General features: G+C 63.9%; 15 protein-coding genes and 4 pseudogenes. 14 read left to right on the top strand and 5 right to left on the bottom strand.

From position 1 onward, the window contains the following. Positions 1 to 129: 129 nt before the first annotated feature. Positions 130 to 903, bottom strand: a complete 774-nt coding sequence (locus WKW82_RS39140; RefSeq protein ID WP_340348612.1) for an IS1634 family transposase — start codon at positions 901 to 903, stop codon at positions 130 to 132. A gap of 136 nt (positions 904 to 1,039) precedes the next feature. On the opposite strand from WKW82_RS39140, the gene WKW82_RS39135 reads away from it, so the two are divergent. The 3 genes from WKW82_RS39135 to WKW82_RS39125 all read left to right on the top strand — a co-directional run bounded on the left by WKW82_RS39135 (position 1,040) and on the right by WKW82_RS39125 (position 2,114). Continuing rightward, complete coding sequence (locus tag WKW82_RS39135; RefSeq protein WP_340348611.1) at positions 1,040 to 1,240, top strand: hypothetical protein; 201 nt, start codon at positions 1,040 to 1,042, stop codon at positions 1,238 to 1,240. Positions 1,241 to 1,444: 204 nt separating this feature from the next. Beyond that, positions 1,445 to 1,681: a hypothetical protein gene (locus tag WKW82_RS39130; RefSeq protein WP_340348610.1), complete on the top strand. Its 237-nt coding sequence runs from the start codon at positions 1,445 to 1,447 to the stop codon at positions 1,679 to 1,681. Further along, a complete protein-coding gene (locus tag WKW82_RS39125) occupies positions 1,575 to 2,114 on the top strand; it encodes an IS3 family transposase (protein WP_340348609.1) in 540 nt (179 codons plus the stop codon). The genes WKW82_RS39130 and WKW82_RS39125 overlap by 107 nt, the downstream gene beginning before the upstream one ends. A gap of 91 nt (positions 2,115 to 2,205) precedes the next feature. Here the strand turns inward: WKW82_RS39125 and WKW82_RS39120 are convergent, their stop codons facing one another. After that, positions 2,206 to 3,255, bottom strand: coding sequence for an AraC family transcriptional regulator (locus WKW82_RS39120; protein ID WP_340348608.1), 1,050 nt, complete (start codon positions 3,253 to 3,255; stop codon positions 2,206 to 2,208). Between the two features lie 224 nt (positions 3,256 to 3,479). On the opposite strand from WKW82_RS39120, the gene WKW82_RS39115 reads away from it, so the two are divergent. The 11 genes and pseudogenes from WKW82_RS39115 to WKW82_RS39070 all read left to right on the top strand — a co-directional run bounded on the left by WKW82_RS39115 (position 3,480) and on the right by WKW82_RS39070 (position 10,879). Next, on the top strand, positions 3,480 to 3,659 hold the full coding sequence (locus WKW82_RS39115; protein WP_340348607.1) for a hypothetical protein: 180 nt from the start codon (positions 3,480 to 3,482) through the stop codon (positions 3,657 to 3,659). Beyond that, positions 3,575 to 4,147, top strand: a pseudogene (locus tag WKW82_RS39110) (tyrosine-type recombinase/integrase); the annotation flags it as partial. The gene WKW82_RS39115 and the pseudogene WKW82_RS39110, both read left to right, overlap by 85 nt. 35 nt (positions 4,148 to 4,182) lie before the next feature. Beyond that, the gene (locus WKW82_RS40760) at positions 4,183 to 4,422 is read left to right on the top strand and encodes a tyrosine-type recombinase/integrase (protein WP_422823701.1); all 240 of its coding nucleotides are present in this window, start codon (positions 4,183 to 4,185) and stop codon (positions 4,420 to 4,422) included. Beyond that, a complete protein-coding gene (locus WKW82_RS39105) occupies positions 4,422 to 5,714 on the top strand; it encodes a tyrosine-type recombinase/integrase (protein ID WP_340348605.1) in 1,293 nt (430 codons plus the stop codon). Before WKW82_RS40760 ends, WKW82_RS39105 begins: the two co-directional genes overlap by 1 nt. 216 nt (positions 5,715 to 5,930) lie before the next feature. After that, positions 5,931 to 6,422: a tyrosine-type recombinase/integrase gene (locus WKW82_RS39100; protein WP_340348604.1), complete on the top strand. Its 492-nt coding sequence runs from the start codon at positions 5,931 to 5,933 to the stop codon at positions 6,420 to 6,422. Positions 6,423 to 6,847: 425 nt separating this feature from the next. Continuing rightward, a pseudogene (locus WKW82_RS39095) lies at positions 6,848 to 7,477 on the top strand (tyrosine-type recombinase/integrase); the annotation flags it as partial. Positions 7,478 to 7,948: 471 nt separating this feature from the next. Further along, a complete protein-coding gene (locus WKW82_RS39090) occupies positions 7,949 to 8,425 on the top strand; it encodes a hypothetical protein (protein WP_340348603.1) in 477 nt (158 codons plus the stop codon). Between the two features lie 127 nt (positions 8,426 to 8,552). Continuing rightward, positions 8,553 to 9,479, top strand: a pseudogene (locus tag WKW82_RS39085) (ISNCY family transposase); the annotation flags it as partial. An 8-nt stretch (positions 9,480 to 9,487) separates the two neighbouring features. Then, on the top strand, positions 9,488 to 10,054 hold the full coding sequence (locus WKW82_RS39080) for a hypothetical protein (RefSeq protein WP_340348613.1): 567 nt from the start codon (positions 9,488 to 9,490) through the stop codon (positions 10,052 to 10,054). A 238-nt stretch (positions 10,055 to 10,292) separates the two neighbouring features. After that, positions 10,293 to 10,487, top strand: coding sequence for a hypothetical protein (locus WKW82_RS39075; RefSeq protein WP_340348602.1), 195 nt, complete (start codon positions 10,293 to 10,295; stop codon positions 10,485 to 10,487). Next, positions 10,460 to 10,879, top strand: a pseudogene (locus tag WKW82_RS39070) (PAS domain-containing protein). Before WKW82_RS39075 ends, WKW82_RS39070 begins: the two are co-directional and overlap by 28 nt. Before the next feature lie 57 nt (positions 10,880 to 10,936). On the opposite strand, the gene WKW82_RS39065 reads toward WKW82_RS39070, so the two are convergent. The 3 genes from WKW82_RS39065 to WKW82_RS39055 all read right to left on the bottom strand — a co-directional run. Continuing rightward, positions 10,937 to 11,578, bottom strand: a complete 642-nt coding sequence (locus tag WKW82_RS39065) for a hemerythrin domain-containing protein (RefSeq protein WP_340348601.1) — start codon at positions 11,576 to 11,578, stop codon at positions 10,937 to 10,939. 46 nt (positions 11,579 to 11,624) lie between these two features. After that, a complete protein-coding gene (locus WKW82_RS39060) occupies positions 11,625 to 12,068 on the bottom strand; it encodes a universal stress protein (protein WP_340348600.1) in 444 nt (147 codons plus the stop codon). Between the two features lie 639 nt (positions 12,069 to 12,707). Then, the coding region (locus WKW82_RS39055) for a GNAT family N-acetyltransferase (protein WP_340348599.1) at positions 12,708 to 13,080 on the bottom strand (373 nt) is incomplete at its 5' end.

Raw genomic sequence — 13,080 nt, 5'->3', positions numbered from 1 at the left:
ACCCATGGGCGGCGATGCTGCGCTACATCAGCCACCGCATCGCACCCACCATCGGCCCCTTCAGGCCTCCGAATAGGCTCCCGGGGACTGGGTAACCGCCGGATTTAGGTTGATTGTCGCGGGCCACCTCTATCCAGCCGGTTGGCTGTCGCTGGGTTTGGGCACGCCGACGTTCTTCGGCGGAGGGTGATCAGGCAGCTTCAGTCGCAGCAGGTCCAGCAGCATGCGGTGATCGGCCTCGGGCTGGGTGTAGCGCGACAGCACGAGTTCTCTGCCGTCGGTGGTGGGCAAATGCACGTCCACCATCTGCATGGTCTTGAACTTGGCGATCACCTCGGCCGGCGTGATGCCGTGCGCCAGGCGCTTGAGTTGGGCCTTCAAGGTGACCTGCAGGCAGTAAGCGAGGAAGGCCACGAAGATGTGCGCCTCGATGCGCTTCTCGCTGGAGTGGTAGATGGGGCGCACGGCCAGATCGTGCTTGAGTTCCTTGAAGGCCTGTTCGACCTCGGTGAGTTGGATGTAGAACGTCCACAACTGCGCGGGATCGTGCGCCCCGAGGTTGGTGCGCAGCAGGTAGCGCCCTTCGCGGCGGCGCACCTGACGCAGCCGGGCGCGATCGAGCTCGAACTCGAAGGACGCTGTCTTGGAGTTGCTGCTGGCCTCGGGCAGATGAACCTTGATCAGGTGGGAGGCGCGTCCGGCCTCGTGCCTGGCCGCGCCGAGCTTCATCAGCAGTTGATCGCGCGACAGCGCCTGGCCCTGCAAGGCCTGCAGGCGCTGCACGTAGCGGCGAAGCCGGCGTTGGCGCATCGCGCGCTCCTTGTCGATGCGCGCTGCGCTTTGCGCCAGCACGTAGGTGTCTTCGCCAGCGCCCAGGCGTTTGACATCGACGCCTTCGCCCACGCGCTGCCATGGCTGTGCCAGGAACGTTTGCTCGAGTTTCGTCAGCCATAGGCGTATTCCATAGGAGATTCAAGAAAAAAGCAATCTGTTCACATGGCTACAAATTGAAGCGAGAAAAAGACCGAAACCCGCGCCAATGCTGGGTTACGGCCTGATCAATGGTTCAAAGTTCGGGGTTAAAGCGACGCAGGCCGGCAAGCTCGCGGGCGCCGGCGCCAAGCCGGTGACGCCCGAGCCAATGGAGCTGTCGCGGCTGCGAGCAGAGAACGCGCGGTTGAAGATGCACGTCGACATCTTAAAAAAAGCGACGGCGTACTTTGCGAAGGATGCGCTGTGAAGTACGCCTGGATTGACGCGCAGCGCCGCGAATACCCCCTGCCCGACATGTGCGAGGTGCTGGCGGTCAGCATCAGCGGCTATCGGGCTTGGCAGCGAGGCGGCAAGCCCGACCGGACGCGTCTGACGGACCCGCAGGCGGTTGCCTTGATCAGGAGCCATTCATTATCATGCCGAAGTCAGGGCCGCCTATGGCTCGCGGCGCATGCACCGCGAGTTGAAGGCCCGAGGCCACCGCATCGGTTTGCGGCGTGTGGAGCGGCTGATGCGCGAGCACGGCGTCCGGGGCGCGGCACAAGCGGCGCTTCAAGGCGACGACGCACTCCAGGCACTCGATGCCGGTAGCGCCAAACCTGCTGGCGCGCAACTTCACGCCTGGGCGCCGAATCGGGTGTGGACAGGCGACATCACGTACATCCAGACCGGCGAAGGCTGGCTGTAACCTGGCCATCGTGCTGGACCTGTTCAACCGCGAGGTTGTGGGCTGGTCGATCAAGCCGCGGATGACGGCCGACATCGTCACCGACGCGCTGACGATGGCCTGGTTCCGGCGCAAGCCCGCTGCCGGCGTGATCTTCCACAGCGATCGTGGCAGCCAGTACGCCAGCCAGGCCATGACTGCCAAGCTGAGCGAGTACAGCATGACCGCCTCGATGAGTCGCAAGGGCAACTGCTGGGACAACGCGCCCACCGAGAGCTTCTTCAACAGCTTGAAGAACGAGCGGGTGCATGGCACGCAGGCCGAGCTGTTCGAATACATCGAAGTGTTTTACAACCGGAGTCGCCGCCACTCCACGCTCGGCTACAGCTCGCCAGTTCGGTTCCTCGAGAACTGGATCAGCGCACATGCCGCTCGGCAAGCAAAGGCAGCGTAGGAGCGGCCTGTGGAAGGCGAAATTCGATGGGCACCTCACAATTACCGGCTTGGCGCGCGCAGTTGCGGTGGTGCCCGCTTCAGCGCCGATATCAGACGGTCGCGGCGACCTTGCGCGTCCGCCAGGGGCGCGGGTCCTCGCCGAATCGCAAAGCAGTCGGCGGCACGCCGAACCAGCGGCGACAACTGCGCGTGAGCGTCGAGGCATCGGCGTAGTCAAGCATCACCATCAGCATCGTTAGCGAGGGGGGCTCGGCTTTACGCATCACGCTTTCGACTAGGCTTCGTCGAACCTCGTCCTTAATCTGCTCGAAGGTCGCACCCTCGTCGACCAGGCGGCGCTGCATCGTACGCAAGTGCATACCCAGCATTTCCGAAACGCACTGGTGCGAACAGCGCCCCGTACCCATCAGGCGGTGGACTACTTGGCGCACGCGATCCGAGAAGGGCTTGTTGGGTGAGACAAATTGCGCGTCGATATAACGCTGGGCCATCTCGCGCACCATCGGGTTGCTGCCACGCACTGGCTTGTGCACATCCGCGGCAGCGACGCGCAGTGCAGCTCGAGGCTGGCCGAAGCGGCAAGGCGCGCCAAGCAGTTCTTCGTGCCGCGTGCTGCCCTTCGGGCGCGCGTGTGGCATCAGGATCTCGCGGGCCGCGAATTCGCCCTGGGCCAGCAGTCGCGCGCAGTTCACCATGACTCCCAACGCCAGCTCCATTGCCTGGACGCAGACCGGTCGCGGCACGATGTCGATGTCATAGCAAAGATCGACCAACTCACCGGCGCCACCGACTGGTTTCACGCTCACACGAACGGCCGGGCTATAGATAAACATGTAGCGACCGGCCAGCTCGTAAGCTTGCGCCACATCTTCCGCGTTCTGGGCGATCACGGCCAGTGGACCCAGGATGCTCAACCCTTGCTGCTGCGACAGCTGCAGGCCGAAATCTGGGCGGCCTGACACTTGCGCCGACTGTTCCAGCAGCGCGATCATGTTGGGGTAGGAAATCAACTCGTCAGGGTCGCGCAACGCGGCAAGCGAAAGGCCGACCCGCCGCAACAGCTTGGCGGGCACCAGGCCCGATTCGTGTGCGAGTTCTTTGTAGCCCACAAGCGCGGAGGCTCGAATCAACGGATTCATGGCTTTGTCCACCACGAGAGTTTGCCACGGCTCGCCAGGGCTTGGAGGTGTCGCTCAGCAGAGCCGTGGCGCACTTCGCTCATTGGATGGCACTTTGACGGTTGTCAGTGGACCGACTCGACGAGAGCGGAGTCGAGCAGTTCCTGCACGGGCACCTCCCGCACTGCGGGTGCCCTCCACCAGCCATGCGGCATCCGCGAGACGCGTACGCTGCACTGATGCCGTTGCTGGCCCTGCTGCGCCAGCGCGGTGTCACTAGCGACCTGCCGTCGCCGACGGGGCACATCGCCGAAGAGTTCAGCCGCTACGACGCTCACATGTGCGACGCCCGCGCCCTGAGCGCAGTGTCTCGGACGAATCGTCTGCGCATCGTTCAGCGGCTGCTGCTCGCGGGCGCCCGTTGAGATTCCACGAGCTTGCGCCCGACGACGTGCGCCGCTTCATCGCCGAGCAGCTCGAACTACGCAACACGATAAGCAACGCCATCACCGTCAACGGTGCGCTGCGGGGCTACCTGCGCTGGCGCGGCAGTTGCGGCGACGCGGTGCGGCCATTGCTGGGCGTCATCAGCTCGCCGCCCCACTGGAGCCTGGCGTCGCTGCCGCGCGCGCTTACACCCGAGCAAGTCGACCGCGTCCTGAACTCGCTCACGGGCACGCTGCGTTCGCCTAAGCGCGGTTACGCGATCGTCCGCCTGGCGCTTAATCTGGGCCTTCGCACCGCCGAGATCAACCGCCTGCGGCTCGATGACATCGACTGGCAGCGCGGCACCGTCACGCTCAAGCGCACGAAGTCGAAGCGCCAGGACGTGCTGCCGCTGTTGGAGGCGGCTGGCAGGGCGCTGGAGGACTACATCCGCCACGAGCGACCCGCAAGCCACAACCGAGCATTGTTTGCTCGGCATCTCGCTCCGCACACGATCAGCCTGTGGGCACGGATGCCATCCGCAGCCTGGTGCGCCGTGCGTTCCGCCGCGCCGGCATCCCCCATGAACGTACCCACGTCCTGCGCCATACCTTGGCCTGTCGCCTCGTGGGCAGTGGCAGCCCGATCAAGGAGGTGGCCGACGTACTGCGTCACAGGTCGCTGAACACCTCGCTCATCTACGCCAAGCTCAACGTGGGAGCGCTGGTTGAAGTAGCGCTGCCGTGGCTGGGGAGCGTGTAATGAACCGGGCCGTCAGCCTGGCTGCTCGGGTGGAGCAGTACCTCGCCGAGCGGCGTCGACTCGGGTTCAATCTGTGCACGATGCGCTATGGCCTGGAGAGCCTGGTCGAGCATGTCGGGCGAACCCGGCATCGCGGCGCGTTGACGATCGAGGTGATGGCGGCCTGGGCACGACAGGCCCGCCAAGGCGCCGGCACCAATGCCACGTGGGCGCGCAGGCTGCGCCTACTGCGGCCGTTCACGCGTTGGCTTCAGCAGTTCGAGCCAGCCACCGAGGTGCCCGACGAGCCTATCTTCGGTCCGATCCCCGGCCGTGTGACGCCGCACATCCACCGCGACGAAGAGCTTGTCGCGCTGCTGGAGGCCGCTGGGCGGATCGGTCCGCCATCGAGCCCGCGTGGCGCGGTGATGCACACGCTGTTCGGTCTGCTGGCTTGCACGGGGATGCGGATCTCCGAGGCGCTGGCGTTGGTCGATGGCGACGTCGATCTCAAGTCCGGCGTGTTGACGATCCGACAGAGCAAGTTCCGCAAGTCCCGGCTGGTGCCGCTGCATCTGACAACCACGGCAGCCCTGCAGCGCTACTGGCGCGTTCGCGATCGTCATGTGTGCAGCACACCGGAGACACCGCTGTTCATCGGGTCGCGGGGGCAGAGCCTGGGTCAGCCGCTTGGCGACCATCAGGTTCATCTCATCTTCGATCAACTGCGACGCCAACTCGGATGGGTCGGTCGCGGTGCGCACGGCATGCCCCGCATCCACGACCTGCGGCATAACTCCGGGTCCCGGATTATTTCGGGTGCAGAACGCGTGGTCGTCTGCGAGCGGCGTCCTTACTCGCAGTCGTCGACGGCGCCTCTTGATCTCCCGGCATTATTCGGCTTTCGTCTCCGGCCGGGACTCTTCCCGGACCTTCAAGGAGACGAACGATGTCAACCTCACGACAGGCGACTTCAGCTAACGAGCTTTCCAGCGCGGGACTGCTGGAGTCCTGCATCAAGGGCTTTATGGCGCAACTCGCGGGACCAAGGTTATGCAGCAAGCACCATCCGTTCGAAGTGTGATCTTCTGGCCGACCTCAACTGCTGGCTTGACCGACGCAAGCTCTCTCAGGCAGCTCTGGACGAGCGCCGGCTGAGGCAGTTCCAAGCCAGCCGTCGCCAGCGAGGCAAGGGACGTCGCGGCGACCCCGGCCACGGCCTTGCAGCTTCTGCAATATCTGCGCGAGCATGGTCAGACTGCCCCGGCGGCGCAAGCCATCGTTGTGTGTCACGCGGCATTGGTCGTGTATGACTTCGAGGAGTTTCTCCGCTCCGACCGCGGACTGTCGACTGCAACGGAGGGCTCATACTTGACGGTCGTGCGCCGGTTTCTCCATGAGCAGTTCGGACGCAGAGCGCTGCGACTGGAGCGGCTGCGTGCGCAGGACTTACACCGCTTCGTTGTTGGCGAGATCCGACGTGTCAGTCGCACGCACGGCAAGACACCGTCACGGCACTGAGGTCGTTCATGCGCTTGTTGCTGCTACGCGGCGTCGTTCCGACGGACCTCGCCCGCACGCTACCGGGCGTGGCGACCTGGCGACTTTGGCATCTGCCCATGTCGCTGCTCCCCGATCAAGTGGAACGACTGCTCGCGTGCTGCGACCGCGGCTCACCGGTCGGTGCGGCGGTTGCACGCTATCTCTACGAAGCCCGGCCGCCTTGTGCGACGCGCCCGGTCTTTGTTCGCATGATGGCGCCATACCAGGATCTCGAACAATCGGCCGTCTGTTGCGTCGTTCGCCGCGCGTTGGCGCGCGCCGGACTGGATCCCGAGCATAAGGGGGCGCACCTGTTGCAACACTCCCTCGCCACCAATCTGCTGCGCCGCGGCGCGTCCCTGAGCGAGATCGGTCAGTTGTTACGCCACCGGCAGCCGACGACCACGCAGATCTATGCAAAGGTGGACGTCGAGGCGCTGCGCGGCATCGCACTGCCGTGGCCAAGGAGGGCGTCATGAGCCCGTTGCAAGTTGCACTCGACGAATACCTCGCAGTCCGTCGCGCCCTCGGGTACACGCTGCGCCTACCCCGGCCGCCTGCTGCAGCGCTTCGTCGACTTCGCCGATCGCCAGGGCGCGACGTACATCACGTCTGAACTCGCGACGACATGGGCAACACTGCCAGATTCGGCGCAGCCCGCGCAATGGACTAACCGGCTGGGGATGGTGCGCCGCTTTGCCCTGTATTGCAGTGCACAGGAGTCACGCACCGTCGTGCCGCCGCCGGACTTGCTTCCTCATCCATACCGCCGTCCGGATCCCTATTCGTACACGGACGATCAGATCACGCGCCTGTTCGATGCCGCCCAACGCCTGCCATCGGCCACCGGCCACCGGCCACCGGCTTGCGGTCCCAGACATTCGCCACGCTCTTCGGTCTGTATGTGGCCACCGGACTGCGAGCCAACGAGCCGCTGCGTCTCGATCGCGACGATGTAGACCTGACCAACGGCGTGCTGACGATTCGCGGGACGAAGTTTGGCAAGTCCCGCTACGTGCCGGTGCATCTCTCCACTCTGCGCGCACTGCGGCGCTATGCAGAATTGCGGGACCGCTGCTGCCCCGAGCCGACGACATCGAGCTTTTTCGTCTCGGATCGAGGGACTCGCATGACCGAGTGGTGTGTGCGATGGACCTTCGTAAAGCTGTCGCGGGAGATCGGCTTGCGGGGTGCCCACGATTCGCGGGGACCTCGCCCGCACGACCGTCATCGCCTGGCGACCGCTACGCTGCTGAGGTGGTACCGGCGAGGCGTCGACGTCGAGCGCTATCTGCCCCAGCTCTCAGCTTATCGGGCACGCCCATGTGACGGACACGTACTGGTATTTGACCGCGACGCCCGAACTCCTGCACTACGTCATGCAACGAGTGCAGCGGTCCGGGGAGCAACGGCCATGAGCACCGGTACCACACTGCCCGCGCTGGTGCAGTCGTTCTTCATCGATCGGCTTATGGAGCAGCGCCAGGCCAGCCCTCACACCATCGCCAGCTATCGTGACACCTTCCGGTTGCTCCTGCAGTACGCCCAGCAGCGATTGGGCAAGTCCCCGACGAGCCTGACGGTGCCGGACCTCGATACTCCGCTGCTTGGCGCATTCCTTGAGCACCTAGACCTAGGCGTCGACGCGGGACATCGGAACGACCGGGAGGATCGTGTCGCGCGAAGAGCAGTCGAGCGAGTCCGGCAGTGCACTGGCGTAGGTGTGCAATACCGTGGACCTGTGGCTGTACAGCGCGTCCTTGGATTGCCGGCGTGGTTCCTGCGCGTGCCGCTTCGGATTTGCCATATGTGAACTTTTGTCTTGCATAGGGCGCCCGATTTGGTGACACTTAATTACATGCCGAACGCACTTCAAACATTCGATTCACCCGGGATCGAACATCGAGTGGGTAGTACCCACCGCTGTTGCGTGCCCGCAGCGCCACCCGTTGACCAGGGCGATGCACCCTTGCCCTTGCACCGCCACACGGCGCAGGAATCGGCGATGTTGGCAGAGTCGCTGCGCACGCCCGGAAGCGCCGATGCCGAGAAAACGGAATCCGTGGGTGCCGCGCTCGAGTCCGTGTCGCCTCGTCACACGAACGGCGATTTCCTGCAACGCTTTGCGTTCGGGGTGCTGCGGGCCTATCACGCCGCGGCCGAGGCCCTCTCAAGCATGTTCCGGGTCAAAGTGTCGATCGGCCAGTCGCGTTCACGCGCGCCGATGTCGAGCTCATCTGCGCCCAGCCGCTCGATCGAGCTGACCCCCACCACATTGGTCCAGTTCCTACTTGTGGCGGAGCGCGGCGACGGCTTGTCGCCCGACATCTGCGACGCCCTTGTCCGGCACCGATTGGTGGAATGGGTTGATGCCGCGAGCGGGTTGCCGATCGACCAGAACAGCCCATATTCGCTGCTTCGTGCCACGCCGCAAGGCCGCGCACGTCTGGAGGCAGTAGAGATGCCGGTGGCATCGGCCTGAACATCGGGCTCCGGTGCACTGTGGCTCCGGCAAGCCACCGACCTGTGTGGTCCGAAGGCTGAGCGTGGCGTTTCCAGAGCATGTTGCCGTTTCTTTTAGGAACGTTAGCCCATCTTTGGTCTCATGCGGGCGGCCCAGCAATAACCAACTGGCTCCGGGCATCGCCGATCGCGCCATCACGCTGATTCGAGAGCGTTACGCCGACTTCGGCCCCACATTGGCCACAGAGAAGCTGAACGACTGTCATGGGGTCGTGCTCAGCAAGGAAACTGTTCGAGTCTTGATGGTGGCGACCGGCTTGTGGACGCCCAGAAGGCAGCGTTCCCGCCAGATCCACCAGCCGCGCAACCGGCGTTCATGCTTGGGCGAACTCATCCAGATCGATGGCAGTGACCACGCCTGGTTCGAAGACCGTGCGCCGTCCTGCACGCTCCTGGTGTTCATCGACGACGCCACCAGTCGTTTGATGCAACTGCTTTTCGTGCCGACCGAATCGGCCTTTGCATACTTCGAAGCGACGCGGTCCTACCTCGAGCAGCACGGCAAGCCGGTGGCGTTCTAAAGCGACAAGGCGAGCATCTTTCGTGCGGTGCGGGTCTCGACCGACTTCGGCCACGCCGCCACCCAGTTCGGACGGGTTCTCTTCAAGCTGAACATCGACATCATGTGCGCCAACACCAGCCAAGCCAAGGGTCGTGTCGAGCGCGCCAACTTGACGCCGCAGGACCGCTTGGTCAAGGAGCTTCGCCTGCGCGGGATCAGCACGCGGGAGGCAGCGAATGCGTTTACGCCCCACTTCATCGTCGACTTCAATGCGCGATTTGCGAAGCCGCCGATGCGCGACTTCGATGCCCATCGGCCTGTTCGAGCCGACGACGATCTCGATCTGATCTTCACGTGGCGGTTGCAACGCAAGGTCTCACTGTCGCTGACGCTCCAGCACGAGCGCGTAATCTACCTGCTCAAAGACACGCCGGCCACCCGCAAGCTGATCCATCGCTACATCGACGTCTACGAGTATCCGGATGGCCGAATCGAGTTGCGTGCCGACGCGGTCCATACATGCATGAAAAGGACGATTACCCCGAAGCTGCGTTTGAACAGGCCCGGACGAGCTTGGACGCGGCGCTGGCCTCCTCGCAACAGGCGCGCGAGATGCTGGAGCGACAACTCGCCGAACAGACGGCCGAGATCGCACGTTTGCGGGCCTCGTCAGAGCAGGAGATCGCCCGGCTCAACGCCCTCCTCCAGGAGGCGCACGCAAGCAAGGAAGTGCTGCGACAGGAGCAGGCGGCGGCGCTGGCTGCCCGCGACAAGGACTTTAAGCAAGAGCGCGAGCGTCACGCAGCGCAGGAACGCCATTTACATGAGGAGGTGGACCGTGCGCGCCAAGCGTCGAAGCAGCTGGAAGCCGGACTGGCCAGGGAACACCAGCAGCGCCTGCGCAGTGAGGAGGCCGCGGCCCAGACGCTGGAGGCCGGCCGCCGGATGCTGCGAGAGACGCAGCAGGCGGCCCAGCAGGTCGAGCGCGAGCTTCGCGATCAACTCACCGACCAGGCAAGGCTTCTCGCGCAAGCCCAGGCGGAGGATGCGGCTCGCGCGCAGCGGCTGAACGACCTTGAGCGTTAACTCGGTGAGGAAAAGAAGGCTCACGATGCGACCCGCACCCTGCTGGCCAGCGCCCTCACGATCGCGCGCAAGGAGGACTCGCGTAAGGGCGGGATTGGACCCAAAATCAGGCGGCCCAAGGCGTAGCGAGGGCGCGGTCACGGCCCTCTTGAAACGCGTGCAACCACCGCTGTTGAAAAAGTCTCGAGAAGTTCGCAGGATTGACAGGATCCCAGTACACAACCATCACGGACCGCAGATGCTCACCCCCTCCCCTCGCCTGCTCTTGATCTTGATGGGCGCTTTCAGCAGCGCGGCCTGGTCCGCCCCCAACAGTGTCTACCTCGAGGACTTGACCTCCACCGAGGTCCGCGATGCGGCCAAGGCCGGCACGACCACGATCGCATTGCCCGCGAGGAAGAAGAAATGGCCCATGATTCACTCGATGCCCTGATCCTGGAACAGGCGGCAGAGGCCGTCATATATGCGAACAAGGCCGGCGTGATTGAGCGGTGGAACGCCGCTGCAGTTGCGATGTTTGGCTTCACCGCATCCGACGCGCTGGGGCAGCACCTGGACCTCGTGATCCCGGAGCATCTGCGCAAGGCGCACTGACAAGCGTTCAATGCCGCCATAGCGCATCGCAATACGCGCCTGGGTGGACGCGCAACGATGACGCGAGGACTGCACAAGACCGGCCAAAAACTCTACCTGGAAATGAGCTTTGCGCTGATCACCGACGCCAGAGGCTCAGCCTTGGGATCCGTGGCGGTGGCACGCGATGCCACCGAGCGGGTCGAGCGAGAAAAGGCTGCCATGGCGGCAACGGCGGCACAGCCGCGTTGACCGGCGCATTCAAGAGTCGTGCAGCTGCCTGGAATCTTGCCGAGGCGCACGCAGTTGTCATTGGTCCGCAAACTTCGGCAAAGCCGCGCCTGCCAATGCCTCAAGCACGGAGCCTACATTGCCCGAATGCTCCAGGGCGCCGAGAATCTTCTTGAACAGCGGCCTGTACGCTTCGTCGGCCGCATCACCAGCAAGTGGATCGCGATTGGCCAGAAACGCCGCGTCGAGTTCGGCCCAATCGTCGGCGCCGAGCACGGATTCGGCGATCGGCAGGATCTCGGCTTCCTCGACGTGCATGTGATGAAGGTAGAAATCGGCGTAATGCTTCATCAATGTCTCGAACTTTTCTCGACGGGCGTCGCACTGATCCGTTTCGCTCATCATCCGCCACGCGAGCAGCGCATGTTCGAGTTCGCGAATGGCCTGTTCCCCGCGAGCGTGGTCATTGTCCAGACGGTCGAGCACCGCGTCGATCCGCCGACTCCGCCCGCGAATCTTTGGAAAGAGCAGGCGACTTTCCTTGGGGTGGTGCAGCTTCTCCGGGAACTCATCGACGTAGAACAACATGGCCTGCAGGGCCTCGAGGTCCGGCAGGGTGCCCTTGCGGCGGTGCTCGGACAACATCAGGATGATGGAGCGCAACATCGCGGACAGCGCCCGGTGTTCTCGGCAGATGATGATCAGGCTTGGATGGGTCATGGCGCTTTCTCGCGACAAGATCGAAACGCTGCGAGTTACTTGGTGCTCAGCGAAGCACCAGCACCGGGAGTGCGCAGTGGCTCAGCACGTCTTGCGTTTCGCTGCCAAGCAGCAGACGCTGCACACCTGTTCGACCCTGCGAGGCCATCACGATCAGGTCGCACCTGTGCTTTTTCGCCGCGGCGATCAAGGACTCGGCCACCCGATCCGAGTTGAGCGAGGCCGTCTTGATCCTGACGCCTGCCGCTGCCGCCATGTCGCAGACCGCGTCGAGCCTGCCTTGCGCCTTGTCATTCCTGGCGCATTCGACCCGTCCGACGTCTTCGGGGGAGAAGTTCACGGCGCCCTCCAAGCAGCTCGTCGGGTAGCGGGGCACGACGGTGACAGCCACCAACTCGGCGTCGATCTGCGAAGCGAGTGTGATGGCGCTGAGCACTGCTTTGCGTGAAAGGCTGGAGCCGTCGGTGGCGACCAGGATTCGCTCGAACATGATGTGGTCCTCCGGATGCCTCGAGCTTAGAAGCTCGGCCAGGATCCGCCCTTGACGTGGGACAACCCCTCGCGCGCCAGGAGATGACAGCATGCATTTTTTGGGGTGTGTGCACGCTGATCAGGCCGGGAACCCTGAACGCTACGCCGATGATGCGCTGGGCTCCCGTGATCTCAGTCGGTGACGAGTCCCTGCGACGCGACGGGGCTCATGGCCAGCATCTGCGTGGTGGTCGTGGCGTCCCTGGTGACGGGGTTGCCCTGATGCGCAGGAGCACGATTCGTTCGATTAGCTTGCAGCATGTCACAGCGCTGGGACACCGAAGGCGCTCTGTGGACAAGCTCTTCTCCATCGCGCATCCCGATCACCACCTCAAGATGGGAACCTTTGCGCCAAGAAGTCCTCCGGCACTCGCGGCGCCTCCGGTTTTAGTGACGCTCGTTTGGCAGAAGTCAACTTGCAGTTGTCCCCTTGGTCGGTGCATGATTTTGTGTGGATAACCAAGATGGCAGCTGGCCGGAGCCGCGCCGCGCCTCGTGTTCGACAGGATGCCCGGCGAAGGAGCAGCCTTGCTTGATTGCGACCCAATTGCAGAGGGTTACCGCTCGCGCGCCCGGCTGCCACCCTGACCCCCACCCGCTATACGCCCGGCGCTCGCTTGATGAACCGCACGGGTCCGTCCAGCAGGTCGTCGAGCTTCCAGCCGAGGTGCCGGTAAAACCCATTTGCGCGAACACGTTCGTCGTCGTCTGTCACCAGCCAGATCTCCTCGCATCCTTCGGAGAAAAGCCATTGCTCGGCCGCATTCATGAGTTGGCGACCCAACCCTTGTCGCTCATGGCCGGGGCGTACGAACATGGCCACGATGCGGGCTTCCAACGAGCTTGCGAGCACGAAGGCTACGACCTTGCCGTCCTTTTCGGCGACCCAGGCGCGCGCGTTCTCGTCCATCAGCACTGGAAGGGTTTGCAGCGTGACGCCCTGCGAGGCAAGTTCCTCCAACGACATTTCG

This window comes from Variovorax rhizosphaerae (assembly GCF_037889975.1).
Lineage (GTDB): Bacteria > Pseudomonadota > Gammaproteobacteria > Burkholderiales > Burkholderiaceae_C > Variovorax > Variovorax rhizosphaerae.
This window is presented reverse-complemented; position numbering and strand designations above follow the sequence as displayed.

What these genes read in the sequence shown, in the direction of transcription:
- WKW82_RS39135 (WP_340348611.1), top strand. Translation starts at nt 1,040, where the DNA reads ATGCTGGGTTACGGCCTGATCAATGGTTCAAAGTTCGGGGTTAAAGCG.
- WKW82_RS39130 (WP_340348610.1), top strand. Translation starts at nt 1,445, where the DNA reads ATGCACCGCGAGTTGAAGGCCCGAGGCCACCGCATCGGTTTGCGGCGT.
- WKW82_RS39125 (WP_340348609.1), top strand. Translation starts at nt 1,575, where the DNA reads ATGCCGGTAGCGCCAAACCTGCTGGCGCGCAACTTCACGCCTGGGCGC.
- WKW82_RS39120 (WP_340348608.1), bottom strand. Translation starts at nt 3,255, where the DNA reads ATGAATCCGTTGATTCGAGCCTCCGCGCTTGTGGGCTACAAAGAACTC.
- WKW82_RS39105 (WP_340348605.1), top strand. Translation starts at nt 4,422, where the DNA reads ATGAACCGGGCCGTCAGCCTGGCTGCTCGGGTGGAGCAGTACCTCGCC.
- WKW82_RS39100 (WP_340348604.1), top strand. Translation starts at nt 5,931, where the DNA reads ATGCGCTTGTTGCTGCTACGCGGCGTCGTTCCGACGGACCTCGCCCGC.
- WKW82_RS39090 (WP_340348603.1), top strand. Translation starts at nt 7,949, where the DNA reads ATGTTGGCAGAGTCGCTGCGCACGCCCGGAAGCGCCGATGCCGAGAAA.
- WKW82_RS39080 (WP_340348613.1), top strand. Translation starts at nt 9,488, where the DNA reads ATGCATGAAAAGGACGATTACCCCGAAGCTGCGTTTGAACAGGCCCGG.
- WKW82_RS39075 (WP_340348602.1), top strand. Translation starts at nt 10,293, where the DNA reads ATGCTCACCCCCTCCCCTCGCCTGCTCTTGATCTTGATGGGCGCTTTC.
- WKW82_RS39065 (WP_340348601.1), bottom strand. Translation starts at nt 11,578, where the DNA reads ATGACCCATCCAAGCCTGATCATCATCTGCCGAGAACACCGGGCGCTG.
- WKW82_RS39060 (WP_340348600.1), bottom strand. Translation starts at nt 12,068, where the DNA reads ATGTTCGAGCGAATCCTGGTCGCCACCGACGGCTCCAGCCTTTCACGC.